The organism is Leifsonia sp. 2TAF2 (genome assembly GCF_052115085.1).
Taxonomy (GTDB): domain Bacteria; phylum Actinomycetota; class Actinomycetes; order Actinomycetales; family Microbacteriaceae; genus Leifsonia.
On sequence record NZ_JBFRFY010000001.1, the window covers coordinates 2,344,245 to 2,370,901 of the forward strand.

32 protein-coding genes are annotated in these 26,657 nt (G+C 70.3%); 16 read left to right on the forward strand and 16 right to left on the reverse strand.

The window, feature by feature from the left end; translation table 11 throughout:
* Positions 1–837 carry an ABC transporter permease gene (locus AB4Z18_RS11320; protein ID WP_441782775.1) on the forward strand — a complete coding sequence of 279 codons (837 nt, stop codon included), beginning with the start codon at positions 1–3 and terminating at the stop codon, positions 835–837.
* Positions 834–1,883, forward strand: a complete 1,050-nt coding sequence (locus AB4Z18_RS11325) for a sulfate/molybdate ABC transporter ATP-binding protein (protein ID WP_441782776.1) — start codon at positions 834–836, stop codon at positions 1,881–1,883. Before AB4Z18_RS11320 ends, AB4Z18_RS11325 begins: the two co-directional genes overlap by 4 nt.
* A 16-nt stretch (positions 1,884–1,899) precedes the next feature.
* On the opposite strand, the gene AB4Z18_RS11330 is transcribed toward AB4Z18_RS11325, so the two are convergent.
* Together AB4Z18_RS11330 and moaA are read right to left on the reverse strand one after the other, a co-directional pair.
* Positions 1,900–2,145 carry a MoaD/ThiS family protein gene (locus AB4Z18_RS11330; RefSeq protein ID WP_441782777.1) on the reverse strand — a complete coding sequence of 82 codons (246 nt, stop codon included), beginning with the start codon at positions 2,143–2,145 and terminating at the stop codon, positions 1,900–1,902.
* A complete protein-coding gene (gene moaA, locus AB4Z18_RS11335; RefSeq protein WP_441782778.1) occupies positions 2,138–3,223 on the reverse strand; it encodes a GTP 3',8-cyclase MoaA in 1,086 nt (361 codons plus the stop codon). Before moaA ends, AB4Z18_RS11330 begins: the two co-directional genes overlap by 8 nt.
* Positions 3,224–3,304: 81 nt before the next feature.
* Between moaA and AB4Z18_RS11340 the strand changes: the two genes are divergently transcribed.
* The 6 genes from AB4Z18_RS11340 (at position 3,305) to AB4Z18_RS11365 (ending at position 9,731) form a co-directional block, all read left to right on the forward strand.
* On the forward strand, positions 3,305–3,898 hold the full coding sequence (locus AB4Z18_RS11340) for a sulfite oxidase-like oxidoreductase (protein ID WP_441782779.1): 594 nt from the start codon (positions 3,305–3,307) through the stop codon (positions 3,896–3,898).
* 14 nt (positions 3,899–3,912) lie between these two features.
* The gene (locus AB4Z18_RS11345) at positions 3,913–4,665 is read left to right on the forward strand and encodes an FAD-binding oxidoreductase (protein WP_441783012.1); all 753 of its coding nucleotides are present in this window, start codon (positions 3,913–3,915) and stop codon (positions 4,663–4,665) included.
* Positions 4,662–4,940, forward strand: coding sequence for a DUF6510 family protein (locus AB4Z18_RS11350; protein ID WP_441782780.1), 279 nt, complete (start codon positions 4,662–4,664; stop codon positions 4,938–4,940). Before AB4Z18_RS11345 ends, AB4Z18_RS11350 begins: the two co-directional genes overlap by 4 nt.
* Before the next feature lie 61 nt (positions 4,941–5,001).
* A complete protein-coding gene (locus AB4Z18_RS11355; RefSeq protein ID WP_441782781.1) occupies positions 5,002–6,078 on the forward strand; it encodes a phosphotransferase in 1,077 nt (358 codons plus the stop codon).
* Positions 6,079–6,147: 69 nt separating this feature from the next.
* On the forward strand, positions 6,148–7,650 hold the full coding sequence (locus AB4Z18_RS11360; protein WP_441782782.1) for an SDR family NAD(P)-dependent oxidoreductase: 1,503 nt from the start codon (positions 6,148–6,150) through the stop codon (positions 7,648–7,650).
* A gap of 101 nt (positions 7,651–7,751) precedes the next feature.
* Complete coding sequence (locus tag AB4Z18_RS11365; protein WP_441782783.1) at positions 7,752–9,731, forward strand: amino acid transporter; 1,980 nt, start codon at positions 7,752–7,754, stop codon at positions 9,729–9,731.
* Between the two features lie 143 nt (positions 9,732–9,874).
* Here the strand turns inward: AB4Z18_RS11365 and AB4Z18_RS11370 are convergent, their stop codons facing one another.
* From AB4Z18_RS11370 to AB4Z18_RS11380, 3 genes are read right to left on the reverse strand one after another with little or no spacing between them, the layout of a single operon-like run.
* A complete protein-coding gene (locus AB4Z18_RS11370; protein ID WP_441782784.1) occupies positions 9,875–10,105 on the reverse strand; it encodes a hypothetical protein in 231 nt (76 codons plus the stop codon).
* Positions 10,102–10,779 (reverse strand): hypothetical protein, encoded by a 678-nt coding sequence (locus AB4Z18_RS11375; RefSeq protein WP_441782785.1) that lies wholly within the window; start codon positions 10,777–10,779, stop codon positions 10,102–10,104. Before AB4Z18_RS11375 ends, AB4Z18_RS11370 begins: the two co-directional genes overlap by 4 nt.
* The gene (locus AB4Z18_RS11380; RefSeq protein ID WP_441782786.1) at positions 10,776–10,934 is read right to left on the reverse strand and encodes a hypothetical protein; all 159 of its coding nucleotides are present in this window, start codon (positions 10,932–10,934) and stop codon (positions 10,776–10,778) included. The genes AB4Z18_RS11375 and AB4Z18_RS11380 overlap by 4 nt, the downstream gene beginning before the upstream one ends.
* A gap of 303 nt (positions 10,935–11,237) precedes the next feature.
* On the opposite strand from AB4Z18_RS11380, the gene AB4Z18_RS11385 reads away from it, so the two are divergent.
* Complete coding sequence (locus AB4Z18_RS11385) at positions 11,238–11,690, forward strand: DUF1622 domain-containing protein (RefSeq protein ID WP_441782787.1); 453 nt, start codon at positions 11,238–11,240, stop codon at positions 11,688–11,690.
* A gap of 2 nt (positions 11,691–11,692) precedes the next feature.
* Here the strand turns inward: AB4Z18_RS11385 and AB4Z18_RS11390 are convergent, their stop codons facing one another.
* Positions 11,693–12,079 (reverse strand): DUF5997 family protein, encoded by a 387-nt coding sequence (locus AB4Z18_RS11390; protein WP_441782788.1) that lies wholly within the window; start codon positions 12,077–12,079, stop codon positions 11,693–11,695.
* A gap of 33 nt (positions 12,080–12,112) precedes the next feature.
* On the opposite strand from AB4Z18_RS11390, the gene AB4Z18_RS11395 reads away from it, so the two are divergent.
* Together AB4Z18_RS11395 and AB4Z18_RS11400 are read left to right on the forward strand one after the other, a co-directional pair.
* A complete protein-coding gene (locus AB4Z18_RS11395; RefSeq protein ID WP_441782789.1) occupies positions 12,113–12,697 on the forward strand; it encodes a LysR family transcriptional regulator substrate-binding protein in 585 nt (194 codons plus the stop codon).
* Between the two features lie 100 nt (positions 12,698–12,797).
* A complete protein-coding gene (locus tag AB4Z18_RS11400) occupies positions 12,798–14,105 on the forward strand; it encodes an alpha-hydroxy-acid oxidizing protein (RefSeq protein ID WP_441782790.1) in 1,308 nt (435 codons plus the stop codon).
* On the opposite strand, the gene AB4Z18_RS11405 is transcribed toward AB4Z18_RS11400, so the two are convergent.
* The 4 genes from AB4Z18_RS11405 to AB4Z18_RS11420 form a co-directional block, all read right to left on the reverse strand.
* A complete protein-coding gene (locus AB4Z18_RS11405; protein WP_441782791.1) occupies positions 14,102–14,509 on the reverse strand; it encodes a hypothetical protein in 408 nt (135 codons plus the stop codon). The genes AB4Z18_RS11400 and AB4Z18_RS11405 overlap by 4 nt on opposite strands.
* A 12-nt stretch (positions 14,510–14,521) precedes the next feature.
* Positions 14,522–15,445 (reverse strand): NADP-dependent oxidoreductase, encoded by a 924-nt coding sequence (locus tag AB4Z18_RS11410; protein ID WP_441782792.1) that lies wholly within the window; start codon positions 15,443–15,445, stop codon positions 14,522–14,524.
* 64 nt (positions 15,446–15,509) lie between these two features.
* The gene (locus AB4Z18_RS11415) at positions 15,510–16,538 is read right to left on the reverse strand and encodes a 6-phosphofructokinase (RefSeq protein ID WP_441782793.1); all 1,029 of its coding nucleotides are present in this window, start codon (positions 16,536–16,538) and stop codon (positions 15,510–15,512) included.
* Positions 16,539–16,635: 97 nt separating this feature from the next.
* Positions 16,636–17,265, reverse strand: coding sequence for a CYTH domain-containing protein (locus tag AB4Z18_RS11420; RefSeq protein ID WP_441782794.1), 630 nt, complete (start codon positions 17,263–17,265; stop codon positions 16,636–16,638).
* 76 nt (positions 17,266–17,341) lie between these two features.
* On the opposite strand from AB4Z18_RS11420, the gene AB4Z18_RS11425 reads away from it, so the two are divergent.
* Complete coding sequence (locus AB4Z18_RS11425) at positions 17,342–17,734, forward strand: DUF3224 domain-containing protein (protein ID WP_441782795.1); 393 nt, start codon at positions 17,342–17,344, stop codon at positions 17,732–17,734.
* Between the two features lie 43 nt (positions 17,735–17,777).
* Positions 17,778–17,963: a hypothetical protein gene (locus AB4Z18_RS11430; RefSeq protein WP_441782796.1), complete on the forward strand. Its 186-nt coding sequence runs from the start codon at positions 17,778–17,780 to the stop codon at positions 17,961–17,963.
* A gap of 14 nt (positions 17,964–17,977) precedes the next feature.
* Here the strand turns inward: AB4Z18_RS11430 and AB4Z18_RS11435 are convergent, their stop codons facing one another.
* The 3 genes from AB4Z18_RS11435 to AB4Z18_RS11445 form a co-directional block, all read right to left on the reverse strand.
* Positions 17,978–20,137, reverse strand: coding sequence for a DEAD/DEAH box helicase (locus tag AB4Z18_RS11435; protein WP_441782797.1), 2,160 nt, complete (start codon positions 20,135–20,137; stop codon positions 17,978–17,980).
* Between the two features lie 171 nt (positions 20,138–20,308).
* Positions 20,309–20,656: a DUF6804 family protein gene (locus AB4Z18_RS11440; RefSeq protein ID WP_441782798.1), complete on the reverse strand. Its 348-nt coding sequence runs from the start codon at positions 20,654–20,656 to the stop codon at positions 20,309–20,311.
* A 147-nt stretch (positions 20,657–20,803) separates the two neighbouring features.
* Positions 20,804–21,232: an RbsD/FucU domain-containing protein gene (locus AB4Z18_RS11445; RefSeq protein ID WP_441782799.1), complete on the reverse strand. Its 429-nt coding sequence runs from the start codon at positions 21,230–21,232 to the stop codon at positions 20,804–20,806.
* Between the two features lie 149 nt (positions 21,233–21,381).
* Between AB4Z18_RS11445 and AB4Z18_RS11450 the strand changes: the two genes are divergently transcribed.
* From AB4Z18_RS11450 to AB4Z18_RS11460, 3 genes are all read left to right on the forward strand, one after another.
* The gene (locus AB4Z18_RS11450) at positions 21,382–21,660 is read left to right on the forward strand and encodes a metal-sensitive transcriptional regulator (protein ID WP_018190392.1); all 279 of its coding nucleotides are present in this window, start codon (positions 21,382–21,384) and stop codon (positions 21,658–21,660) included.
* Positions 21,661–21,670: 10 nt separating this feature from the next.
* Positions 21,671–22,201: an O-acetyl-ADP-ribose deacetylase gene (locus AB4Z18_RS11455; protein ID WP_441782800.1), complete on the forward strand. Its 531-nt coding sequence runs from the start codon at positions 21,671–21,673 to the stop codon at positions 22,199–22,201.
* A gap of 77 nt (positions 22,202–22,278) precedes the next feature.
* Positions 22,279–23,553: a M20/M25/M40 family metallo-hydrolase gene (locus tag AB4Z18_RS11460; RefSeq protein ID WP_441783013.1), complete on the forward strand. Its 1,275-nt coding sequence runs from the start codon at positions 22,279–22,281 to the stop codon at positions 23,551–23,553.
* A gap of 4 nt (positions 23,554–23,557) precedes the next feature.
* Here AB4Z18_RS11460 and AB4Z18_RS11465 read toward each other — a convergent pair whose 3' ends face one another.
* The 3 genes from AB4Z18_RS11465 to AB4Z18_RS11475 form a co-directional block, all read right to left on the reverse strand.
* The gene (locus tag AB4Z18_RS11465; protein WP_441782801.1) at positions 23,558–24,151 is read right to left on the reverse strand and encodes an SGNH/GDSL hydrolase family protein; all 594 of its coding nucleotides are present in this window, start codon (positions 24,149–24,151) and stop codon (positions 23,558–23,560) included.
* 137 nt (positions 24,152–24,288) lie between these two features.
* Positions 24,289–25,149, reverse strand: a complete 861-nt coding sequence (locus AB4Z18_RS11470) for an aldehyde dehydrogenase family protein (protein WP_441782802.1) — start codon at positions 25,147–25,149, stop codon at positions 24,289–24,291.
* On the reverse strand, positions 25,146–26,642 hold the full coding sequence (locus AB4Z18_RS11475; protein ID WP_441782803.1) for an aldehyde dehydrogenase family protein: 1,497 nt from the start codon (positions 26,640–26,642) through the stop codon (positions 25,146–25,148). The genes AB4Z18_RS11470 and AB4Z18_RS11475 overlap by 4 nt, the downstream gene beginning before the upstream one ends.
* Positions 26,643–26,657: the final 15 nt, after the last annotated feature.

Here is a 26,657-nt window from a genome sequence, read left to right on the forward strand (position 1 = left end):
ATGAGTCCGCGTTCGGCCATCCCCGGGTGGATCGTCGCGATCGCCGCGGCCGGCGCACTCTTCGTCCTGCTGCCCCTGCTCGCGATGGCGGCACGGGTCGACTGGGCGCACTTCATCCCGCTGATCACGTCACCCTCCTCGGTGGATGCGCTCCTCCTCAGCCTGCGCACGTCGCTGCTGGCCACGGTCGGCTGTCTGGTGTTCGGCGTCCCGATGGCGATCGTGCTGGCGCGGGTGCCGTTCCCCGGACAGCGGCTGCTGCGTGCGGTGGTGCTGTTGCCGCTCGTACTGCCGCCGGTGGTCGGCGGCCTGGCGCTGCTCGCGCTGTATGGGCGGCGCGGGCTGCTCGGCGGAGCCCTGAACGTCGCTTTCTCGACCCCGGCGGTGGTGATCGCGCAGACGTTCGTCGCTCTGCCGTTCCTGGTCCTGAGCCTCGAGGGTGCGCTCCGCTCGGCCGGGGATCGGTATGAGGCGGTCGCAGCGACGCTCGGCGCGCGCCCCTTGACCGTGCTGTTCCGGGTGACGCTGCCGCTGGTGCTGCCCGCGGTCGTGTCGGGGTCGATCCTGTCGTTCGCGCGGGCCCTGGGCGAGTTTGGGGCGACGCTCACTTTCGCGGGCAGCCTGCAGGGCGTGACCCGCACCCTGCCGCTGGAGATCTACCTGCAGCGGGAGACCGATCCCGATGCCGCGGTGGCGCTGTCGCTCGTGCTGGTGGCCGTCGCGATCGCCGTGGTCGCTGTCGCGCACGGGGCCGGCGAGGGCATGCGACCGTGGCGTCGCGGCGGCGCGCGGGTCAGCACGGGAGCCCCACGGCAGGCCGGACGGACCGCCGCATGAGTCTGCGGCTGAGCGCCTCATCGACGGCGCGCGACGTGGAGGTCGAGCTCTCGGTCGCGGACGGCGAGACCGTGGCGCTGCTCGGCCCGAACGGCGCGGGCAAGTCCACGGTGCTCGGGATGCTGTCCGGGCTCCTCCGCCCTGATCGCGGCCGGGCGACGCTCGGCGGCGGGACGCTGTTCGACCTGCCGCGGATGTGGCGAGCGCCGCACCAGCGCGGTGTCGCACTCCTCGCGCAGGACGCCCTCCTCTTCCCGCACCTCAGCGTGCGCCACAACGTGGCCTTCGGCCCCCGGTCGTCCGGAGTGTCACGCGCCGAGGCGGCCGACCGGGCCGACGAGTGGATGCGGCGCACCGGCACGAGCGCGTTCGCCGACCGCCGGCCGGCGGAGTTGTCGGGCGGTCAGGCGCAACGTGTCGCGATCGCACGGGCGCTCGCCGCCGAGCCGCGCCTCCTGCTGCTCGACGAGCCGCTGTCCGCGCTCGACGTGTCCGTCGCCGGGGAGGTCCGCGCGACGCTCGCCGAGGTGCTGCCAGGACGGACGACGGTCCTCGTCACCCACGACGCGCTGGATGCGTACCTCCTCGCCGACCGGGTGGCCGTGATGCACGACGGACGGGTGGTGGAGGAGGGACCGACGCGCCAGGTGCTGGAGCGGCCTCGGCACGCGTTCACGGCCGAGCTGTCGGGGCTGACGCTGCTCAGCGGCGTGCGGACGGCCGACGGGCTGCTGACGGCCGACGGCATCCACCTTGCGGGGGAAGCTGTCTCGGGGCTGGCTGTCGGTTCGGCGACGTTGGCGGCGGTCCGGCCCTCAGCGGTGCGGATCGCCGCTCGCGGTGCTGCGGTCGACGGCGGCGAGGCGGGCGGCAGCATCCCCGCCACCGTCACCGCGCTCGAACCGCAGGCCGACCTCGTGCGCGTCCGCACCGACCGCCTCGACGCGCTCGTACCGCCCGCCGTGGTCGCCGACTTGCGCCTGCGCGTGGGCGACCGCGTCGCCCTCCACGTCCCCGCGGACGCCGTCACCATCTACCCGTCCTGAATACAGGACCGGCGCGTCAGCCGCCGGCGAACGGGGGGAGCACATCCACGGTGCCGGTCAGCTCGCGCGAGGGATCCCGCGACACGACGCCTCCGACCAAAAACGACCCCGACCGCACGACCCGTTCCATCGCCTCGCCGTAGCGTGCGACCAGCTCGGCCTGCAGCCCCCCGACGGTCGCCGACGCCAGCTCGACGCGCTCCTCGGGCCGGCCCGCAGCCTCCTCCGCCGCAGCGAAGTACCGCACGAGCACCTCAGCCACCGATCGCCCCCATGCTGCGCACGGGCGGGGCGAAGCCGGCCGCATCCATGCCGTGCCCGGACTGCTTGCCCCACATGGCTCCGCGCCACCATCGGGCGATCTCGGCGTCGTCCGCGCCGCCCCGCAACAGCCCGCGGAGGTCGGTCTCGTCGTCGCCGAACAGGCAGGACCGAACGGTTCCCTCCGCCGTGATGCGCGTGCGGTCGCACGCCGAGCAGAACGACCGGGTGACCGACGCGATGATGCCGACCGTCGCGGGGAGCCCATCCACGCTCCAGCCCTCGACGCGCCACTCCTCGGCCGGAGCGTGCGGGTCGTCCCGGCCCACCTCGACCAGGGTGAATCGCTGCCCGAGGACGGCCAGCAGTTCCTCGGCGGACACCATGTTCTCGCGCATCCAGTTGTGGTCGGCGTCGAGCGGCATCTGCTCGATGAAGCGCAGGCGGCACCCGTTCTCCAGCGCCCAGGCCAAGAGGGCCGGCGCATCGTCGAGCGTGTCGCGCATCATCACCGCGTTCAGCTTCAGCGGGGTCATACCCGCGGCGTGGGCGGCGTGGATGCCGGCGAGCACGGCAGGCAGGCGGTCGCGGCGGGTCAGCCGGGCGAAGTGCTCGCGGTCGACCGTGTCGAGCGAGACGTTGACACGGGTGAGGCCGGCTTCCACCAGTGAGTGGATGCGGTGGTCGAGCCCGATGCCGTTGGTCGTGATCGAGAGGTCGACGCCCGGCGCGACCGCGGCCGACCGTCCGATGATCTCCGCGAGGTCCGCGCGCATCAGCGGCTCGCCGCCGGTGAACCGCACCTCCCGCACACCCAGGTCGCGCACGCCGATCCCGACCAGGCGCGCGATCTCGGCCGCGCTGAGAAGGTCGTCGCGCGGGATCGCGGGGAGGCCCTCCGCGGGCATGCAGTACGTGCAGCGCAGCGAGCACTTCTCGGTCACCGACACCCGCAGATCGCGGGCGACCCGGCCGAACCGGTCGAGCAGTCCGGGATGCTCCGGCCGGCCTTCGAGGCTCGGCGCCTCGGCCGGACGCGCCGGTGCCCGGAAGGGGAGCCCCAGGTTGACGGCGGTCATGCTCCTCACCCTAGACCGGCCGCGCCGCCAGACCGAGTTCCGTCGTAGACCGGAGGACCTCCGCGGCCATATGCTGCCCCCATGGGAATCATCTCCTCCGGCTTCTCCGGCCGTCGCAGGACCGAGGATCCGCGCCTCCCACCCGGTCAGTATCTGACCGAGGGGTTCCCGGTGCTCTCGGCAGGCCCGACTCCGCGGATCGCCAAAGACGACTGGGCCTTCACGATCACCACCGAGAAGGGCGACGTGCACCGCTGGAGCTGGGACGAGTTCCTGGCGCTCCCGCAGGAGGACGTCGGCACCGACATCCACTGCGTGACCAGCTGGTCGAAGCTGGGCACCTCGTGGCGCGGCGTCGCCCTCGACACCCTGTTCAAGGATGTCGACACGAGCTTCGAATACACGATGGCGCACAGCTACGGCGGCTACACGACCAACGTGCCGCTCGCCGACCTTCTTGGCGGGAAGGCGTGGGTCGCCCACACCTTCGACGGCAAGGATCTGGAGCCCGAGCACGGCGGCCCCGCGCGCCTGTTGGTTCCGCACCTGTACTTCTGGAAGAGCGCGAAGTGGGTCAACGGGCTGCAGATGCTCCCGCAGGACCAGCCGGGCTTCTGGGAGCAGAACGGCTACAACATGTACGGAGACCCCTGGAAGGAACAGCGCTACTGGTGAGCAGCGTATGGCGAGTGGCCGACGTGGTGGACACGCGAATGGAGACCCCGACGGCCCGCACCATCCGGTTGCGCATCCCGGGCCTGCGCGGCCACCTCGCGGGGCAGCACGTCGACATCCGGCTCACGGCGCCCGACGGGTACCAGGCCGTGCGGTCGTACTCGATCGCGTCCGGCGGCGGTCGCGGCGCTCTGGAGCCGCATGAGTTGCCCGACGACGAGCTGGAGCTGACGGTGGAGGAGCTCGTCGACGGCGAGGTCTCCCCCTACCTGGTCCATGGCCTGCAGAACGGCGATCAGCTGGAGGTGCGTGGCCCGGTCGGCGGCTGGTTCGTCTGGCGCGACGGCGACAGCACACCGGTGCAGTTGATCGCGGGCGGTTCGGGCGTCGTCCCGCTCATGTCGATGGCGCGGGCGCACGCGGCGGCGGCCAGCATGGCCCCGTTCCGGATGCTCTACTCGCTGCGCACACCCGCGTCCGGCTACTACCCCGACGAGCTGGCGACGCTCGCGGGCGACACGACCGCACCGCTGCGAGTGGATTACGTCTACACGCGGCAGGCGCCCGCCGGGGCGGCATCCGCACCCGGCCGCCTGACCGCCGAAGGCCTGATGGAGCGCGTGCTCCCGGCCTCCGACTCCCCCACCTTCTACATCTGCGGTTCGACGCCGTTCGTCGAGGCCGTCTCCGGCTGGCTCGTCGATGCCGGCCACGAGCCGGCGCGGATCCGCACCGAGCGCTACGGCGGCATCGGAGGCACCCCATGACGGACAGCGACCAGGACCAGGACTACCTCGACGGCAACGCGGCCGCCGGGATGCTGTCGGAGGTCTTCGCGGCCGACGTCACGACCGCGGTCGGCTGCTGCGCCAACTGCGGCGACAAGTCGGTCGTCGCACGCGGACGGGTGTACGTGGACCAGCACGGGCTCGTCGTCCGCTGCTCGGTCTGCGGCGACGTGCTGGCGGTCGCCGCCGAGCGCGGCGGCCGCCTCTGCCTCGACCTGCGCGGCCTCGCCTGGCTGGAGTTCGCGGTCGAGTAGGCGTCCCGATCGTTGACGGCCCGCGGGGCGGACGCCTGAGACGATGCGGCAGGATGGACGCATGGATCGTGTGACGGCAGACAGCCGAGAGGCGGCCGTCAGCGCGATGCTCGGCGGCGACGACGTCGTCCGGGGTCCGGTCCAAGAGACACGGCTCGACTACGACGCCTTCTTCGCACACCGGGAGCTGAGCCGACTTCACGGCGAGGCTCTCGTCGACGGCGAACGCCGCCCCTGGTCGCTGATCGAGAAGCGCACCGACGGGCCGCACCTCGCGGCACCGTACCTGTACGACAACGGCGTGCGCGAGCTGGACGCCTACCGGTCCGGACTGTTCGACGACATGCCCGACCACACCCACGCCCCCAGCGTCTACGGCACACTGCTGGAAGCCGACGGCGCGATCACCCTCTGGATCGAGGACGTCCAGCACGAAGGTTCCCGCCCGTTGGATGCGCAGGCCATCCTCGCCGCCGCGGGCGACCTCGGCAGCATGAACGGCCACTGGTTCGGTCGCCCGAGCGCGGAGGCCTGGTTCTTCACCGGCTGGATCGACCGGCACGGCCAGCCGGAGGCCGTCGAGCGGGGGCTCGCGACGGTGCGGCGCGCGCATCCGGCTGCCGTCGCGCGGTTCGGAGACCGGCTCGCTGACGTCGAGCGGCTCATCCTCGCCCAATCCCGGGTGCGCGGTGTCCTCGAATCCCTCCCGCACACCATCTGCCATCACGACGCCGTCGGCGCGAACGTGTTCCGCATCTCCGCCGCGACCGTGCTCATCGACTGGGAGTCGATCGGCCCCGGCACGGTCGGCGCCGACCTCGCCTCGCTGCTGTTCTCGCCGCGTCGGGGCGATGCGTCGGTGCACGTCATCACGTCCGTCTTCGACGACGCGGTACAGGCGTACATCGACGGCTTCCGCGATCAGGTCCCTACCGTCTCGCCGGCCCAGATCCGCCAGGGTGTGGATGCGGCGATTGCCCTCCGCTGGAAGCTCGCCGTCGACGTCGTCGCCGGCCTCGAGTCGGGTGATCCGGCCCGCCGGGGCAGCCTGCCCGACGAGTCGCCGGAGACCGCCCGGGAGGAACTCATCGAGCTCGTAGGCGTACTGCTCTCGTCCGCAGAGCGCACGCTCGCCTGACCGGTGCACGGCGCATCCGTCCGAGTCCTTCCGGGCGTCTGTTCACCTCCTACCGCGTACAATTCTCCGGTGCCTCCCGAAACCCCGGCCGACTCCGGCCTCGACCCCGACGATCTCGCCGTCACCCTCCGCGTGCTCGGACAGCTGCACCAGCTGGACCAGGAGCACCCCGACTACGTGACCGTGCGCCGGGCGACCGCCCACATGTTCAAGGCGTCCAAGCAGGCCAGGAAGCGGGAGCTGCGTCAGCAGGTCGCGGAGGCCGACCGTGCGGTGATCGCCGCGACCGCGACTGGCGCGCCCGACCGCATCGACGACGAGACGCGCGGGCGCGAGCTGACCTCCAGCACCAGCGGATCCCGGACCGCCGGCACCCTGCTCACCTCGCGCCCTTGCTACATCTGCAAGCAGCACTACACCGAGGTCGACTGGTTCTACCACCAGCTCTGCCCGTCCTGCGCGGCGTTCAGCCACGCGAAGCGCACCGCGAGCACCGACCTCACCGGCAAGCGCGCGCTGCTCACCGGCGGGCGCGCCAAGATCGGCATGCACATCGCCCTGCGGCTGCTGCGGGATGGCGCCCACCTCACCATCACCACCCGATTCCCGAGGGACGCGGTCCGCCGCTTCTCGCAGCTGCCGGATGCCGGCCGCTGGATCGACCGCCTCCGCGTGGTCGGCATCGACCTGCGCGACCCCGCCCAGGTGATCGCGCTCGCCGACTCGGTCGCCTCGCGGGGGCCGCTCGACATCCTCATCAACAACGCCGCACAGACGGTCCGCCGTTCGCCGGGCGCCTACTCGCTGCTGGCCGAGGCGGAGACCCAGCCCCTACCGGACGGCCCGCTCCCGGAGCTGGAGACGTTCGGGCACACCGCGGACCCGCATCCCCTCGCCCTCGAGCGCTCGGTGGCCGCGCATCCGCTGCTCTCCGCCGCCGATGTCCGCGGAACGATCGCGGAGCTTGCCGGCCCTGGCGTGCTGACCGCGGACGACCTGGCGAGCGCCGCGATGGCGGCGGGCTCCTCGTCGCTCGCGAAGCACGCCGACGGCAGCGCGATCGACGCCGGCGGCCTGGTGCCGGATGTGGCGCACGTGAACAGCTGGACGCAGGCCATCGGCTCGATCGACGCTCTGGAGCTGCTCGAGGTGCAGCTGTGCAACCAGACCGCGCCGTTCATCCTGATCGACCGGCTGCGTCCGTCGCTCGCTGCGGCGGGCCGCTCGTACATCGTCAACGTGTCGGCGATGGAGGGCGTGTTCGGCCGCCGCTACAAGGGCGCCGGTCACCCGCACACCAACATGTCGAAGGCGGCGCTCAACATGCTCACGCGCACCAGCGCCGGCGAGCTGTTCGAGAGCGACGGCATCCTGATGACCGCCGTCGACACCGGCTGGATCACCGACGAGCGCCCGCACCACACCAAGGTGCGGCTCGCCGAAGAGGGCTTCCACGCGCCGCTCGACCTGGTCGACGGGGCCGCACGGGTGTACGACCCGATCGTCCGCGGGGAGGGCGGGGAGGACCTGCACGGCGTCTTCCTCAAGGACTACCGCGTCTCGGCGTGGTGAACAGCTCGGTGAACAGCTCGGTGAACGGCGTGGCGAGCGGCGTGGCGAGCACTCCGCTGAGCGCTACGCTGACGATGAGTGCGTGAGGCGAAGGGACGCGAATGTCGAGCAGCCCGATCCCGGTTCCCGGGCAAGCGCGCCCTGCGCCCCGCGCCCAGAAGGGTGGGCGGCTGCGCAGCTGGCTCCTCACCGGCCTCGTGGATGAGCGCGGTACCCAGCAGGGACCGCACGGCCGCAGCCCCGAGCGGACCCACACGTGGTGGCAGGTCATGTGCCTCACCGGCGTGGACTACTTCTCGACGCTCGGCTACCAGCCCGCCATCGCCGCGCTCGCGGCGGGCCTCGTCTCGCCCTTCGCCACGCTGGTGCTCGTCGCGCTGACTCTGCTCGGCGCTCTTCCCGTCTACCGGAGGGTCGCGCGCGAGAGCTTCAAGGGGTCGGGCTCGATCGCCATGCTGGAGCGGCTGCTCCCCTGGTGGGCGGGCAAGCTCCTCGTGCTGGTGCTGCTGGGCTTCGCGGCGACCGACTTCATGATCACGATCACGCTGTCGGCGGCGGACGCGTCCGCGCACGCCATCGAGAACCCGTACGCGCCCGACTGGTTCCACGGCAACAACGTGCTCCTCACCCTGTTCCTCCTCGCGCTCCTCGGCGCCGTGTTCCTCCGCGGGTTCAAGGAGGCCATCGGCATCGCGGTCGTGCTGGTGGCGATCTACCTGGCGCTCAACGTGGTCGTCGTGAGCACGTCGATCGTGGAAGTGTTCCAGCATCCGACCGCGATCGACCACTGGTGGGATGCCCTGTTCCGGCAGAACGGGAGCCCGCTGGTCGTTGTCGGGATCGCCCTCATCGTCTTCCCGCGCCTGGCCCTCGGCCTCTCCGGCTTCGAGACCGGCGTCGCCGTGATGCCGCAGATCAAGGGGCGGCCGGACGACGATCCCGCGTATCCGAAGGGCCGCATCCGGGGCGCCGGCCGTCTGCTCACCACGGCCGCGATCATCATGAGCGTCTTCCTGATCACGTCGAGCTTCACGACGACGCTGCTCATCCCGCAGAAGGACTTCCAGCCGGGCGGACCGGCCAACGGCCGCGCGCTCGCGTACCTCGCCCACGAGTACCTGGGCAACGGGTTCGGCACCGTCTACGACATCAGCACCATCCTCATCCTGTGGTTCGCCGGCGCCTCCGCCATGGCCGGCCTGCTGAACTTGGTGCCCCGGTACCTCCCCCGCTACGGGATGGCGCCGCAGTGGGCGCGCGCCGTCCGGCCGCTGGTGCTCGTCTTCACCGCGATCGCCTTCCTCATCACGCTGGTGTTCGAGGCGAGTGTGGATGCGCAGGGCGGCGCCTACGCGACCGGCGTGCTGGTGCTGATCACGTCGGCATCCCTCGCGGTGACGCTGTCGGCACGGCGGAAACGCCAGCGGAAGCGCACGGTGGCGTTCGCGGTGATCACGGCGATCTTCGTCTACACAACGGTCGACAACATCATCGAGCGACCCGACGGCCTCCGCATCGCGACGCTGTTCATCCTCGCCATCCTCGTCGTCTCGATCGTGTCGCGCATCGGCCGGTCGTTCCAGCTCCGCGCCACGTCCGTCACCTTCGATGTGACGGCGCTCGACTTCATCCTGGAGGACGCGGAGGAGGGCGAGATCCGCATCATCTCGCACGAGCCCGACGTCGACACCACAATCGAGTACGCGCAGAAGAACAAGGACGAGCGGAAGTTCAGCCACATCCCGCAGCGGTCGCGGACGATCTTCCTCGAGGTGCTGCGGTCCGACTCCTCCGACTTCGAGGAGGACCTGGTGGTGCAGGGCGTCATCAAGCACGGCTATCGCGTGCTGCAGGTGCGCAGCGGCAACGTGCCCAACACCATCGCCGCCGTACTGATCGAGATCCGCGACATCACCGGCGTCGTGCCGACCGTCTACTTCGAGTGGACCGAGGGCAACCCGGTCTCGAACATGTTCCGCTACCTGATCACCGGCGTCGGCGAGGTCGCACCGGTGACCCGCGAGGTGCTGCGCGAGGCCGAGCGCGACGTGAAGCGCCGCCCCGCGGTGCACGTCTCGTGATCCGCGACGAGAAGTGGACGCTGCGTCTCCAGTTAGAGCGCAATGCGGCCGCGGTGAGCAAGGTTGCCTTGGCTGTGGTTGAGTTCTTGGTGCGGTGACCGGAACGGGCCGCCCCTCCCGGGCCGGCTCCGGTCACCGATCGACTAGTCGTCGTCGTGCGGCAGATCCTTGTCGGCCCAGCTGCGGCCGAGCACCGAAAGGCCGACGAAGACGACGACGGTCACCAGGCTCCAGCCCCACCAGGGCAGCAGCCACGGCCAGATCAGACTGATGGCCAGCGGAATCAGGACGATGATCCAGCTGATGAGATTCCGCGCCGGAGTTGCACTCAGAGCGAGTCGCGTTTCTCTGCTGAAGAGACGGTGAAAGCTCATCGGCAGTAGCCGTCCTTGTATGGAATGGTGCCGATGACACCAGGGCCGATCAGCAACTGAGCACACTTGCCGTCGTACCAAGCCTTCGATGCGTTGAACATGATGGATACGACGTTCAGTCCGCACAGCGTTGCGCCTACCGCTCCGGCCACCTTGACCACGGCGCTGCAGGCTTTGGCCGCCGCGCCGACGCCCGCCGGTCCCGCTCCGATACCGGTCAATTGCTTGGTCTCCGAGCGGTTCGTCTTCACAGACGGAAGGAGGAGGTGCCAGGCGAACTGGGGGTCTGCCACAACGGGGAAGGCTGAAGCGGAGGCGAGATCCACAACCTGCGTGAGGGTGTTGCCCTTGATCTCGAAATGCGTCGGGACATCACGTCCGTTCGCGTCCTTGGCCCACGGCTCCGGGAAGTACGCAGAGACCTTTCCCGCACCAGAGACATAGGCTGCTCCGTCGGGTGCCAAGGCGAGGGACTGACCCTTCGGAACGGTGAGTGGGTAGCTGTATCGCGACGGCGCTCTGCCGTGAGCGATGACGGTGTTCAACTGCATCGTGCCGGAGCGCTCCACGATAGGAACGATTGTCGAACCGTTCTTGGAGTCGTAGCTCACTACGCCCGGCCTCAGCGGCGTGGCGTCGGCCGACGTCGAGGCCGAAGGAAGACCGATCGTCATCCTCGACTTCCGTCGTCGAGCTGAATACCGGCAGCTGGATCCAGCGGGATCGTGACCTTGACGTCTTTGACCGTTGCCGCGATGACGTTGATGCCCGTGCTGAGAGTGGGTACATCGGCCGCGTCAGCGACCGCAAGCGGGTCTGCGGCCGTCACGACGGCCAGGAGATTACTCGGTTCTGTCGCAGCAGCCGGAGCGGCAGCAACGGGTAGGCAGAGCAGGGCGACACCAATAGCCGTCAGGCTCATATTTCTCTTGCGCAAAGCGATCCAATCGTCATCGAATGGCGTAGACGGTGTTCCTCACCTGCGCGCAGAAGGGACGGGTCTTCGATCCTGGGCGGCGTGGTGCGCCCACTCATGAAGACTTCGTGGGAGGAAGATCATGACGCCCCTCGAGCTGACACAACACGCCGTCGCAGGCGGCGCCCGCACGGCGTGTTGCGTCAACTCCGGGGCGTGATCCGGGACGATGAGCGCATGGATGCGGATGCGCACGGCCTGTTCGAGACGACCGCCACGGCGTTCGAGTTCGCCGGGGTGGCCGTGATGGCGCTCGGGTTCCTCGTGGCGATCGGGCTGGCGCTCGTCGCTTGGGCCCGTCAGCGCAGCGGCTCGGCGGCGTTCCGGACGCTCCGGGAGAGCTTCGGGGGCGTCATCCTGCTGGGCCTGGAGATCCTCGTCGCGGCCGACCTGGTGAGGACCGTGACATCGGCCCCGTCGCTGACCGACGCGTTCGTCCTGGGCATCATCGTCCTCATCCGGACGATCCTGAGCTTCTCGCTGCAGACCGAGATCGACGGGGTCGCGCCGTGGCGCCGCGCGTTGCTGACCGGTCCGCAGGCCGTCGCGCGGGCCGCGCGGTCTGCGACGCGCACGCCGGACGGCACCGGCCAGCCGCCCGGGATGTAGCTCTACTCCGCGGTCTGCCGCGCGGCACGTTCCGCGTCGCGCTGCTTCACCCGCGCGTTCTCCGCGCGCACGGCCGCCTGGGTCGCGCGCTCATCCACCAGCCACTGCGGCGGGTCCTCCAGCAGTGCCTTGATCTCGGCGGTGGTGAGCGCCTCGGTGACGCCGCCGCGGGCGAGTCCGGAGTTGGAGACGCCTAGTTTGCGGGCGACCACGTCGCGCGGATGCGGCCCCTCGGCGCGCAGGGTCTGCAGCCACTCCGGCGGTTCGGCGGTCAGCGCATCCAGCTCGGTGCGGCTGATCTCGCGGTCGCGGAAGTCGTCGGGCGCCGCCGGCAGGTAGATGCCGAGCTTCTTGGCCGCTGTGGCCGGTTTCATCGTCTGCGCCTTCATAACCTCCAGGCTACCGTTCGCTACCCTCGTCACGTGCCCTCCCGCTTCGCCATCGCTTTCCCGCTCGGTGTCACCGTCGGCAAATGGACGCGCGCCTTCGAGGAGCGCTTCCCCCGCGTCGAGCTGGTGGTGCGGCCGAGCGACGACCCGCTAGCCACTCTTGCGGCCAAAGAAGCGGACATGGCGTTCGCCCGCGACGCCGAACCGGACGACGATCGCCACCTGATCCCGCTGTACGCGGAGGACGTCGTGGTCGTGATGCACCACGAGCACCTGCTGACGCTCGAAGAGGAACTGCACCTCGCCGACCTCGAGGGCGAGCCACGGGTGACCGGCGGACCGTCGGAGGCGTTGATGCGGAGCGTCGCCGCCGGGGACGGCATCGCCCTGCTCCCGGCATCCGTCGCCAAGGCGCTGCGACGCAAGGACGTGACGGCGATGCGAGTCGCGGACGCCCCGCAGAGCAGGATCGGCCTGACCTGGCCGCGCGACGACCAGCATCCCCTGGTCGACGACTTCATCGGCATCGTGCGCGGACGCTCCGCGCACAGTTCCCGCAACCCGGAGGTCGCCTCGCGGGAGGCGGCCGTCGGCCGCAAGCGCAACCGCCGTCGCTGACGCGCCCACCCACGTCCCGCCGACTTGACGCGACACGCCGTCGCGGAGCCCGCCCGCACGGCGTGTCGTGACAACTCGGCGCGCGGGACACAATGGGTGGATGACCTCCAGCGCCGGCAGGGATGCCCAGTCCGAGATCTACCGCGACGGCGTCGGCGGGCGGCGGCCGCGCATCCCCGTCGGGTACGCGGAGCTGGAGCGGGCGGCGGAGCGCCGGCTGAGCCGGGCGGCTTTCGCCTACATCGCCGGCTCCGCCGGGCTGGAACGGACCGCCGCCGCCAATCTCGACGCCTTCAGCCGCCGACGCATCGTGCCCCGGGTGCTGCGGGACGTCTCCGCCCGCGACCTCTCCGTCGAGCTGTTCGGGGTCCGCCACCCCACACCGCTGCTGCTGGCCCCGATCGGCGTGCTGGACCTCGCCCGACGCGGAGGCGACGTCGCAGCGGCCCGCGCGGCCGCCGCGCTCGGCGTCCCCGCCGTACTCTCCAACCAGGCGTCGCAGCCGATGGAGGAGGTGGTTGCCGCCATGGATGCCGCCGCGCCCGGCGCCTCCCGCTGGTTCCAGCTGTACTGGAGCTCGTCGCGCGAACTGGTCGCGAGCCTCGTCTCCCGCGCCGAGCGCTCCGGCTGCGAAGCGATCGTCGTCACCCTCGACACGCACGTGCTCGGTTGGCGCCCGCGCGACCTGGCCCTCGGCTACCTGCCGTTCAGCCGCGGTCTGGGTATCGCGCAGTACACGAGCGACCCCGTCTTTCAGGAGCTGGTGCGCGAGCACGCACAAGCGGGAGGGAGCGGTCCGCGACCGACTCCGACGCCGGCTGCCGTCGCCGCCTTCGCGAGCATCCTGCGCCATCACCCCGGCCCGCTGCGCGAGAAGCTGCGCTCCGGCGAGCCACTCGCCGCCGTCGAGACGTTCCTCGACGTGTTCGCCGACCCGTCCCTGACCTGGGACGATCTCGCGTTCCTGCGCGAGCGCACCCGCCTGCCGATCGTGCTGAAGGGCGTCCTGCATCCGGACGACGCGCGCCGGGCGCTCGATGCCGGGATGGACGCCGTGCAGGTCTCCAATCACGGCGGCCGTCAGCTCGATGGCGAGGTCGCCGCACTCGACGCGCTGCCCGGCGTCGTCGCCGCGGTGGACGGCCGCGCTCCCGTGCTCTTCGACAGCGGCATCCGCGGAGGGTCGGATGCCGTGGTCGCCCTGGCCCTCGGCGCGCGGGCCGTCGCGATCGGCCGCCCGTACGCCTACGCGCTCGCGGTCGGCGGTGAAGCGGGCGTGCGGGAACTGCTGCGCAACACGATCGCCGAACTCGACATCACCTTGGGGCTGGCGGGCGCCAGGAGCGTCGACGAGCTGGATGCGCGCATCCTCGCCCCCGACGCCTGGGAGCCGACCGCGAGGGTCTAGGAGACCGCCGCCCCGATCAGCGACAGCAGCGCCTGCGCGTACGCGGTCGCGGCGTCGTCGTGCTCGAAGTACCGCTCCTGGCCTTCCAGGAACACCGTCACCCGGTACCCGTCGGGCGTGCGCGCGAGGTGCCGGAACGTCCCGCCGAGGAGTTCGCGCAGCTGGTCCTCCCGCGGCATCCAGAGGGCGTCCTCGACGGCCAGCGAATCCAGCGCCCACTCCGTTGTGCCGTTGAACCCGAGGATCGTCCCGGTGTCGAAGTGGTGCGGCTCGATCGTCATATCGCTGACCGTGAACCGCTCGCCCTCCATCCCGGGCCGGTCGATGGCGAAGGTGTCGCCGGATGCCGGCTGCCAGCGCAGGCCCGCCGCGCGAAGCTGCCGGGCGATGTCCTCTGCGATCATGGATGCTCCCTCTCAGTCGGTGACGATGACGATCTTGCCGCGCACGTGCCCGGTCTCGAGCCTCCCGTACGCCTCCACCGTGCGCTCGATCGGGAAGATGGAGTCGATCGGGAGCACCAGCTCGTTCTCGGCGAGCAGGTCGGCCAGCTCTGCGAGTTCGTCGTTGCCCGCCGCCCGGCCGCCGACGTTCTGCGCGCCGTGCGCATCCGGTCCGAACGCCGCGATGCTGTTGATGCGCTCGATCGGCACGCCGAGCTCGAGCGCCGCTTCGATGGTCTCCGGTCCGTGGTTGTCGAGCGCCGCGGTGACCTGGTCGTCGTCGAGCACGTCGCGGACGCGCTGCGCCAGTCCCTCGCCGTACTCGACCGGGATGACACCCAGCGATTCGAGGAACTCGTGGTTCTCCTCGCTCGCCGTCCCGATCACGGTCGCACCCGAGCGGACCACGAGCTGGGCGACGAGCACGCCGACTCCCCCGGCCGCAGCGCTGACAAGCACCGTGTCGCGCTCCCGGATCCCGAGCGAGCGCACGGTGGCCATCGCCGTACGCCCGACGACGCCCAGCGAGCCGGCCGCCTCGAACGTCAGCGGGTCGGGCTTCGCGATCACCTGGCCGTCCTCCGGGACGACGACGAAGTCGGCGATGGAGGCGAACGGCGCGGTGCCGAGGACGGCCTGTCCGCGCTCGAAGCGCGTGACGCCCTCGCCCACATCCTCGACGAAGCCGGCGAAGTCCTGGCCGATCCCGCTCGGGAGGGTCACGCCCATGTGCGCCGCGGCGCGCTCATCCTGGTACGCCTTGCAGTCCATCGGGTTGAGACCGGCGGCCATCACCCGGACCAGGAGCTGGCCCGGCCCCGGCCACGGTCTCTCCCGCTCGACCACCTGCAGGTAGTCACGGGAGCCGAACTCATCGAACTGGACGAAACGCGGCACGGACGGGCTCCTTCCCTCTGGTAGCAGGAGCCTAGCCCCGGCGGCCGGGGATGAGCAGGGACTCTCAGCCGAAGAGCAGCGCGGCTTCCTCGTAGCGCGCGGACGGCACGGTCTTCAGCCCGCCGGTCGCGTCGGCGATCGACACGTTGACGACGTCGGTGCCGCGCAGCGACACCATCGAGCCCCAGCGGCCCTCGTACACCGCATCCACGGCTGCCATGCCGAGCCGCGTGGCGAGCACGCGGTCGTAGGCGCTCGGAACGCCTCCCCGCTGCATGTGGCCGAGCACGGTGGCACGCGACTCGATGCCGGTGCGCTCCTCGATCATCGGGGCGAGCATCTCGCCGATACCGCCAAGGCGCGGACGGTTGAACGCATCCAGACCCTTGTGCGAGTGGGCCTCTTCCATCGTGTCGAGGTGGAAGCCCTCCGACACGACGATGACCGGCGCCCGCCCGCGGTCGCGGACCGACTCCACCCACTCGCAGATCTGCTCGATCGACTTCGGCTGCTCCGGGATGAGGATGGCATGCGCGCCACCGGCCATGCCCGAGTGCAGGGCGATCCAGCCGACGTGACGGCCCATCACCTCGACGACCATGCAGCGCTGGTGCGACTCGGCGGTGGTGCGCAGCCGGTCGATCGCTTCGGTGGCGATCTCGACGGCCGTGTCGAAGCCGAACGAGTAGTCCGTGGCTGCCAGGTCGTTGTCGATGGTCTTGGGGACGCCGACGATCTTGAGGCCGGCGTCGGTGAGGCGGCGCGCGGCGGTCAGGGTGCCCTCGCCGCCGATGGCGATGATCGAGTCGATGCCGTGCTCGTCCATCATCCGCTGGATGTTCTCGGGGCCGCCCGCGTCGCCCTCGAAGGGATTGGTGCGGCTGGAGCCGAGGATGGTCCCGCCCTGGCGCGAGAGGCCGCGGACGCTGTGCCGGTCGAGCGGCATGATGTCGCCGTCGACCACACCGCGCCAGCCGTAGCGGAAGCCGGCGAACTCGGAGCGGTACACGCGGTCGCCCTTCAGGACCGCGCCGCGGATGACCGCGTTCAGGCCCGGGCAGTCGCCGCCGCTGGTGAGGATGCCGATCTTCATGCTGCTCCGTTTCTCGATGCGTCCCCTGAATCATGCCCGGACGCATGGGGCTGCACAAAATCGCACTGGACGCACGGAGCCGGCCGGTGTAAGCGGATCAGAGGCCGAGCGCCCGCTGCAGCTTGGACGAGCTGGCCGACGGACGCGCCCCTGCGGCCAGCAGCTGCTCCTCGATCCCGTCCAGCAGCGCCGTGCGAGCCTCCCGGGTGTCCGGAGCGCCGCCGAGCAGCTCCACCTCCCACTCGCGCCATTCCTGCGTGCCGCCGCTGCGGAGGTTCTCGCTGCGGACGTGGTCGTCGGTGAGCTCCGCCAGCTCGAAGCCGGCCGCATCCTGCAGCAGCACGCTGTCGCGCTGGTTCGTGACGCGGGCGATCGGTACAAGCGGCTCATCGCCGATGAGTTCGCGGAGGTGCTCCCGCAGGGCCGCCGGGGGCTCGTCGTCGTCGGTCAGCGGCCAGTGGAGTTCGGTGCGCCCCTCCTCGGCGGGGAGCTTGACGTGCCAGCCCGCGTCGTGGCCGCCGCGCCGCACGCGCACGGCGGTCTTGCGCTGTGCGAGGGCGAGGTCGGCGGTGTCGAAGTAGGTGGCGACGAGATCGTGCCGCTCGGGTTCGCCCTGCAGGGCGACCGCACCGACGCCGACGAGCTGTGGATGCTGTGCCTCGGCATCCACGTCGTATTTGCGCTCGATCTCGGTCTGCGAGCGGTGGGGCTGAGCGTCGTGGGACATATCCCCTGTTTAGCCCACATTTCCTCTGTCGCGAAATTTCAAGAGATGCCCGTATACCTTCCCTTACGGTGAAGGCATGACCTCAGAGACGATCACCGCGCGCTTCGACGTGACCGGCTGGGAGCCGGCCGACTTCCCCGGCATCGACGGCGACTGGGTGGGAGCCATCGTGATGCGGAAGACCTACACGGAGGGGCTGACCGGCGAGTCGATCGCGCACTTCGTCTCCTCCGGCACCGAGGAGGGTGGACGCGGGTACCTCGCTGCCGAGCGGATCACCGGCACGCTGGAGGACGGCAGGAGCGGATCGCTGACCGTCCACCACGGCGCCCTGCAGCATCCCGGCGACCCTTCGGCGTTCGGCTACATCGTGCCGGGGACGGGCACCGGCGACTTCGCCGGGTTCGCCGGGAGCGCCCGCATCGAGCACGACACCCGCGGCGCCTTCTTCGTCTTCGACCTGGGCTGAGACCGGCCTTCACGACCGCGGTGCACGGCGGTACTCTCGGGGCATGAGCGACCCGAGAGACGACGAGGACCTCGACGACTTCCGCGAGGCGCAGGAGACCGACTACGAGCCGGAGCCGGTGGTGCACGACCCGGAGGACATCCCGGTGGCCGACGACGAGGACGACGAGCTGCTCCCGGACGACGACCGCCCGGTGCCCATCGACCCCGACGACGCCGAGATCGCCTAGCCCCTACCGGATACTCAGCCCAGCGCGCCGTCGAGCAGGGCCATGAGCGCGTCGAGCTGCACCGAGTCGGCCGAGCCCGGCTCGACGTCACTGCCGTCGAGCGCACGTGCCGCGAGGCCCTGCTTCGCGTCGATGAGCTCGGCGATCTTCGCGTCGATCGTCTGCGCCGCGATGATCCGCCACGCCGTGACCGGCTCCTCCTGACCGATGCGGTGGACGCGGTCGATCGCCTGCGTCTGCTCCGCCGCAGTCCACGACAGCTCGGCGAGCACCACGTTGGATGCGGCCTGCAGGTTCAGCCCGACGCCCGCCGCGGTGAGCGAGCACACGGCCACGGCCACCTCGGGGTCGTTGTTGAAGGCGTCGATCTCCTTCTGCCGCGCGAGCGCCGACTGGTCGCCGCGGATCGAGATCGTCTTCAGGTCGCGGGCCGCGAACGCCTCCTCCGCCGCATCCATCACGTCGATGTGCTTGGCGAAGAACACCACCTTGCCGACCGAACGGGCCAACTGGGCGGTGTAGTCGGAGGCGAGCCCCGCCTTCGCCTGGCCGATCTTGCGGACCATGGTGAAGACGTTGTCGCCCGACTTCGCCGACTTCGACTCCTCCAGCTCGGACTGCGCGACCAACCGGATGAGGTGCTTGCGGTGGGCCTCGTCGTCGCCCTCGAACGAGTCGGGGCGGCCGGCGGCCGCGGCGCGGTGGTACTTCGTGACCAGGCGCGCGGCGAGCTCCTTCTCGGCCTGCCGGATGGAGCGGCCGAGTTCGTCGTCGAGCTCGACCGGCAGGTCGACCACGCGGCGGCTCGGGAGGTCGGCGGCGACGTCGATCTTCCGCCGGCGCACGATCCCCATGTCGATGACGGCCTCGCGGGCGGCGGCGTAGAACCCGAAGTCGGCGGGCGTCAGCTCCGTCTCCTCCAGATGTTCCATCAGCTTCGCGGTCGGCTTGTTGCCGTCGATCCAGCCGAGGAACTGCCAGATCGCCTTGAAGTCGTCGATGTCGTTGATCAGCGGCGTGCCGGTCAGCGCGATCATCAGCGGGTCGGAGGCTTTCTGGCGGATGGCGTCCGCCAGGCCCAGCACGAGGCGTGAGCGCTGCGAGTGCAGGTTCTTGATGAAGTGCGCCTCGTCGACGACCATGCCCTGGAAGCCGAGCGTGCTGAGCCAGGAGAGGTGCCGATCCAGCACTTCGTAGTTCACGATGACCACATCGGCGAAGGCGTCGAGGCCCTCGCCGTCGCCGTGGATGACGGTCGCGCGGCGGTGCGGCGTCCAGCGCTCCACCTCGCGGGCCCAGTTCATCTTGACGACGTTGGGCACCACGGCGAGGAGCGGGTAGGCACCGGCGACCGAGGCGGCGAGGAGGGACTGCGCCGTCTTGCCGAGGCCCGGCTCGTCGGCGAGGAGGAAGCTGCGGTGACCCAGCCGGACGCTCTCGATGAACCGCGACTGGTGATGCATCAGCTCCAGGTCGTTCGGCGAGTACCGGTCGATCAGCGGGGCCGGAGGGAGCTCCATGCTGGCCGCCTGCCCGCCCGCGCCGTATTCGAACGACTTGAACAGCGGGCCGAGCAGCTCCCAGGAGTCGAGTCGGCGCCGCGGCGTCGGCTGAGCCGGAGTGAGACGGGCGAGGTCCGGCGCGAGGAACGGGTTCGAGAGCTGCCGCGCCTTCACGGACGGCGGAACGACCTGCTTCTCCGCGAGCTCCGGCGGGATGACGCTGTCCTGCTTGGCGACGGGACGCTCGATCGTGATGATCAGGTCGTCGGGCGACAACTCCGTCCCGGATTCGAGCAGCCAGTCGCGGCGCATCGTCTGCGCGGTCGCGGTCGGCGGCGACTCGGACTCCAGCAGCGAGATGAGCGAGGTGTCGCGGGCAGCGGTCTTCGCCAGGATGGTCGCGATGCCGTCGAGGCGCTTGAGCTGTTCCGCGCGCGCCGCATCACTCAGGTCGGGGTCGGACTTCGCCCGGGCGCGCTCCTCGCGCATCAGGAAGGCGATGACCTGGAACTTGGTGCGGTTCGTCGGCCCCAGCTTCTTGCCGTCCGCGGCCTTCGCCTCCACCTCGCGCACCTTGCGGGCGAGGACGGGGATGAGTCCGTCGTTGTTGGCGTGCCGGTTCTTCCGTTGCTGCGGCCTGGTCGGGCTGGTGCGCTGACCGGAACGAGACATGGTCCTCCAGGGGAGGCGCTGCGCGCTGCCGGAGAGCGCGGCGCCGGTTGGGCGTGAGGCCGGCGGGGCGAGGAGGCCGGTACCGAGTGGACCGGTCTCGACGCGGGTGACGCCGGGATGCGCAGCACATGGATGGCCGCGCAGCATCCATTTTACGGCACGCGCGGGGTTTCAGCGACGCGTGTCTGCAGGGATCTTGATCGTGACCGCTGCGGCGACGAAGACGACGGCCCCGGCGATCGACAGACCCTGGATGACGATGCCCTCAAGCGGGAGCGGCCAGATCGGATTCCAGACCACTGCCAGCGGCAGGAGTCCGGCCAGCCACCACCACATCCGCGCCTGACCGGCGAAGACGCACAGGATGAGGGCGAGGATGCTGACCGCGTAGCGGACGTACAGATACCATTCGCCGCCGACCAGGGCGAGGCCGGCAAGGAGCACGATGGCCCCGAGGAGCCCGGGGACGAGCGCCGCGCGGTTGTAGGCGGGCGGCTGCGGCGTGTGCGGTCGAGACATTGAGAGCCAACTCTACGCGGGATGCCGGCCGCACATGGTGCGCCCGCCCGGTGGCGGAGACGTTCTCTCCGGCCGGGCGGACGACGATGGTGGTGCTGTGTGTGCTGTGTGTTGTGTGATGTGCTGCGGATGCGGGTTGCTGCGGGCTTACAGCGCTCCGCGGCGGAGCAGGAATGCGCACGGCGGCGCGTCGGAGCCGACACGGACCGTGACGGCGGAGTTCCGGGCGAGTTCCAGGAACGGGTCGATTTCGAGGCGGGTCATCGGGACTCGGCGGAGTTCCGCGTCGGACGCGATCCCGTTCACTGCGAACGCGACGTCGGGTACGTCGTAGGGTTCGTCGGCGAGGTCGAGGAACACGATCGGCGAGGAGTCCTCCGTATCGAGCGGGAACACGGAGAGGATCGCCTCTGCGGCGGCCTCCGTTGTGACGTCGTCACCGAGGTGGACGACGGGCGAGGTGATCTGATCTTCCGGGTAGCCGCTGCCGACGAGGGTAAGCGTCTGGCCATCGTGCATGGCGTCGAGTGCGCTCAAGAGCGCACCGGACAGCAGCGGGCTGAGGTTCTTCAGCAAAGTCGGGCCTTTCCTGTTAAACGAATATTTCTCAACCCCTCCCTGGAGGATAGACCCACCTGTATGTCCACACGTACCCCCCCGTTAGGGGGATAACACCGCACGGCTACCCCTGTGGGGTATGCGCAACCCGGGCTTATCCTGAGGGAGTGATCGCAGACATCAAGAAGCGTGCGCTGCACCGCACGCGCATCCTCGAGGGACAGCTCCGGGGGCTCGAGAAGATGATCGAGAACGAGGACTACTGCATCGACATCATCACGCAGTCGCTCGCCATCCAGAAGTCGCTCGGGTCGCTCAACAAGCTGCTCGTCGAGAACCACCTCCGCACCCACGTCTCCGAGATGTTCGAGGAGGGCGGGAGCGCGCGCGACGACGCGATCGTCGAGCTCCTCAAGGTGTACGAGCTCTCCAACAACCGCGGCTGAGCAGGCAGGCATGACCGAAGAGCTCATCCGCATCGTCCGCGGCGACATCACCGACGAGACCGTGGATGCGATCGTCAACGCCGCCAACTCCTCGCTGCTCGGCGGAGGAGGCGTCGACGGCGCCATCCACCGCCGCGGCGGTCCCGCCATCCTGGAGGCGACCCGCGAGCTGCGGGCCACGACCCTCCCCGACGGCCTCCCGACCGGCCAAGCCGTCGCCACGATCGGCGGCGAGCTGCCGGCGAAGTGGGTCATCCACACGGTCGGGCCGGTCTGGTCGGCCGCGGAGGACCGCACTCCCCTGCTGCAGAACGCCTACCGGTCGTCCCTCCGCGTCGCACGCGAGCTCGGCGCACGCACGGTGGCCTTCCCCGCGATCTCCGCCGGCGTCTACGGCTGGCCGATGGAGGACGCCGCGCGCATCGCCGTCAGCACCGTGCGCGCCGTGCTCTCCTCCGGCGTCGGCTCGGTCGAGCACGTCCGGTTCGTGCTGTTCTCGGACGAAGCCCTCCAGGCCTTCCGCACGGCGGCCGGCGAGTGACGGCCGAAGCGCCGCCGATCGCCGTCGATCCTGCGGGCGCTCTCGAACGGTTCCGTACCCTGCTGCGCATCCCGACGATGTCCCGCAACGACGTCGCCGAGACCGACTGGGCGGCGTTCGAGCGGTTCGTGGATGCGCTGCCCGAGCTCTACCCCGCGCTCCACGCAGCGCTCTCACGCGAGAGACACGGGCACTCCCTGCTCTACCGCTGGCGCGGCCGGGGAGTCGGCGCGCCGACGGTGCTCATGGCGCACTACGACGTCGTGCCCGCCACGGCGGAAGGATGGACGCATCCCCCCTTCGCCGCCGAACTGACCGGCACCGGCGACCACCAGCTGCTGTGGGGGCGTGGTGCGATCGACGACAAGGGCGCGGTCGTCGCGATCCTGGAGGCGGTGGAGGCGCTGGTCTTGGAGGGCTTCAAGCCCGCGGATGACGTGTACCTGAGCTTCGGGCACGACGAGGAGACGCTCGGTACCGGGGCGCAGACCATCGCGGGTGTGCTCCGCGAGCGGGGCATCCGCCCGGCAGTGGTGCTGGACGAGGGCGGTGCCGTGGTGGAGCGGATCTTCCCCGGCGTGAGCAAGCCGATCGCCGTCGTCGGAGTGAGCGAGAAGGGCATCACGAGCGTCCGGCTCCGGGTCGAACAGAACGGCGGGCACGCATCCACTCCCCCGAAGATGACGGCGACCGTCCGCCTGGCGCGGGCGATCACGCGCCTCAACGACCGGCCTTTCCCGGCGCGGCTGACCGAGACGAACCTGCGGATGGTCGAGACCCTGGGCGCGCACGCGACCGGGCCCCTGCGTGCCGTCTTCACACGCGCCCGACGGCTGCAGCCGGTGCTGCGTGCGGTGTTCGGCCGGCTCAGCGACGAGACCCGCGCGATCGTGCGCACCACGACCGCCGTCACGCAGTTGAGCGGCAGCCTCGCCTCCAACGCACTTCCCGAGCGGGCGGAGGCCGTCGTCAACACCCGCATCGCGGTCGGCTCGTCGGTCGCGGAGACCCTCGACCACATCCGGCGGGCGATCCGCGACGACGACGTGAGGGTGGATGCGGTCGACGCGAGCGAGCCGTCGCCGGTCTCCCCCAGCGACGGACCGCACTGGCAGCGGCTCGCGCAGGCGATCGGCAGCGTGCATCCGCGCGCGGTCGTCACGCCGTACATCATGCTGGGCGCGAGCGACAGCCGGCACTTCACCGGAATCTGCGAGGCCGTCTACCGGTTCACGCCGTTCGAGCTGAGCGCCGAGGAGCGCGCCGCTCTGCACGCGCGCGACGAGCGCATCCACGTCGCCACGTGGCTCCGCGGAATCACCATCTACGCCCAGCTCCTGCGCGCCTCCTGACCTCTTAGGCGGCGCCGCCTAGGTCGGGGAGGGTGATTGCCCGGCTGGAGGGCGGGAGTTCGCGGAGGCGCTCGAGAGCCGGGGCGAGTTCGCCCGCCCACGCTCGGTAGCCCTCGGCGTTCAGGTGCAGGCGGTCCTCTGTGAAGGCGGGGTTGAGTTCGCCGTCCTCCAGGGCCATCGCCGGCCACAGGTCGAGCCAGCCGGCGTGGATGGTCGGCGCGAACTGCCACAGGTGCCGGTTGATGTCGCGGATCTGGTCGGCGAACTCGTGGCCGCGCGGCATCACGGATTGCACGAGGATGCGGGTCTCCGGCAGCTCCTTGCGCAGCGTCACGAGCACCGTCTCGACGTTCCGGACGACGTGCTCCACCGACCGGCGCCACGCCAGATCGTTGGTCCCGATCAGCAGAGCGATCAGCGCGGGCCTGGCGTCGATGATCTCCCCGAGCCGCGCGATCACGTCGTCGGTGGTGTCACCCGCCACGCCAAAGTTGCGGACGGACTCCCCCGGCAGCAGCTGCTCCCAGTCGCCGCCCTGCGTCAGGCTGTCCCCGACGAGGATCACCTCCTCGCGTTCCGGCCTCCATCCATCCGACATGCGGGCTCCCCTCCGTCTACCGACCATCCTCCCTCACAACTGCAAGCAGGGGAAGGAACGCGGGTAGGCGCACGGATTCGTGCCGAATGTCGCCTTTCGCCTCACGAAAGTCGACATTCAGCACGAATCTCGAGGGGTCAGAGCAGGGACTTGGTGTGCCAGACGGTCTTCGTCTCGGTGAAGAACGCGATGCGATCGAGCGACGGAGCAGCTGCGTCCGGGCCGTTCTCGGGCGGCAGCACGCGCTTCAGCGTGTCGGCCGCGGCGATCTGCAGGTCCACCCAATCGAGGTCGCCCGCGCCGACGAGGTCGAGCGCGTTGACGTCGGCGTGCGAGGCCAGCCACGGCGCGATCTCGGCCGGCGATCCGGTGAGGATGTTCACCACGCCGCCCGGCACGTCGCTCGTAGCGAGCACTTCGCTGAGGCTGATCGCCGACAGCGGGAAGCGCTCGCTGGCGACCACCACCACGGTGTTGCCCGCGGCCAGCGCCGGCGCAATCGCGCTCACGAAGCCGAGCAGGCTGGAGTCCTGCGGAGCGACGATGGCGACCACACCGGTCGGCTCCGGCACCGAGATGTTGAAGTACGGACCCGAGACCGGGTTGGCGTTGCCCGCGACCTGCGCGAACTTGTCCGCCCATCCCGCGTACCAGACCCAGCGGTCGATGGCCTCGTCCACCTGAGCGGCAGCGGCGCCAGTCGATACGCCCTCCGACTTCTGGATCTCGTCGACGAACTGCGCCCGGCGACCCTCCATCAGTTCGGCGATGCGGTAGAGCACCTGGCCGCGGTTGTACGCGGTCGCACCGGACCATCCCGACACCGCAGCGCGGGCGGCGACGACCGCATCCCGGGCATCCTTGCGGGATGCCTTGGCGGCGTTCGCGAGAAACACGCCCTTCGCCGTCGCCACCTCGTAGGTGCGTCCGGACTCGCTGCGGGGGAACTTCCCGCCGATGTACAGCTTGTAGGTCTTCGGCACGGCCAAGCGGGTCATTTGGAGGCTCCCTTGCGAGCGAGGCGGGCGGGGATGGAGGCGGGCGCGGCCACCGAACGACCGGGCACGAGGTAGGCGCCGAGCCCGTGCCGGCCGCCCTCGCGGCCGTAACCGGACTCCTTGTAGCCGCCGAACGGGCTCGCCGGGTCGAACCGGTTGAAGGTGTTGGCCCAGACGACGCCGGCGCGGAGCTTGTCGGCGACGGCGAGGATGCGGCTGCCCTTATCCGACCAGATTCCGGCCGACAGCCCGTACGGGGTGTTGTTGGCCTTCGCGATGGCCTCGGCCGGGGTGCGGAACGTCAGCACCGACAGCACCGGCCCGAAGATCTCCTCGCGGGCGATGCGGTGGCTCGTCGACACGTTGTCGAAGATGGTCGGCGCGAACCAGAAGCCGTTCTCCGGGATGGCGCAGTCGGCCGTCCAGCGCTCGGCGCCCTCCGCCTCGCCGATGTCCGAGAGTTCGCGGATCCGCTGCAGCTGCTCGGCCGAGTTGATGGCGCCGATGTCGGTGTTCTTGTCCAGCGGGTCGCCGAGACGCAGGGTCGACAGACGGCGCTTCAGCCGGTCGACGACCTCGTCGTGGATCGACTCCTGCACGAGGAGTCGGCTGCCCGCGCAGCACACGTGACCCTGGTTGAAGAAGATGCCGTTGACGATGCCTTCGACCGCCTGGTCGATGGGCGCGTCGTCGAAGACGATGTTCGCGGCCTTGCCGCCGAGCTCCAGCGTCAGCTTCTTGGTGGTGCCGGCGACCGAGCGCGCGATCTCGCGTCCGACGGCGGTAGAGCCGGTGAAGGCGACCTTGTTGACGTCCGGGTGGGAGACGAGGTCGCGGCCGGTCTCGCCGGCGCCGGTGACGATGTTGACGACGCCGGCCGGGAGGTCGGCCTGCTGCAGGATCTCCGCGAACAGCAGCGCCGTCAGCGGGGTCGTCTCAGCGGGCTTCAGCACCACGGTGTTTCCGGCGGCGAGAGCCGGGGCGATCTTCCACGCGAGCATCAGCAGCGGGAAGTTCCACGGGATCACCTGCGCCGCGACGCCGAGGGCGCGGGGAGCGGGGCCGAGACCGGCGTGCTCCAGCTTGTCCGCCCATCCCGCGTAGTAGAAGAACCAGGCGGCGACGAGCGGAACATCCACGTCGCGGCTCTCCTTGATCGGCTTGCCGTTGTCGAGGCTCTCGGCGACGGCGAGCTCGCGGGCGCGCTCCTGCACGAGGCGCGCGATGCGGAAGAGGTACTTGCCGCGGTCGGAGCCGCTCATCCGCGACCAGACGCGCTCGTAGGCACGGCGGGCGGCGGCGACGGCCGCATCCACGTCAGAGGAGTCGGCGGTCGCGATGGTCGCGATGCGCTCCTCGGTGGCGGGCGAGATCGTCTGGAACGGCGTGCCGTGGCCGGCGACGAACTCGCCGTCGATGAACAGCCCGTAGTCGTCGCGCAGGTTCAGGATCGACCGCGACTCGGGGGCCGGGGCGTATTCGAGGAAGCTCATGTCAATTCTGCTTTC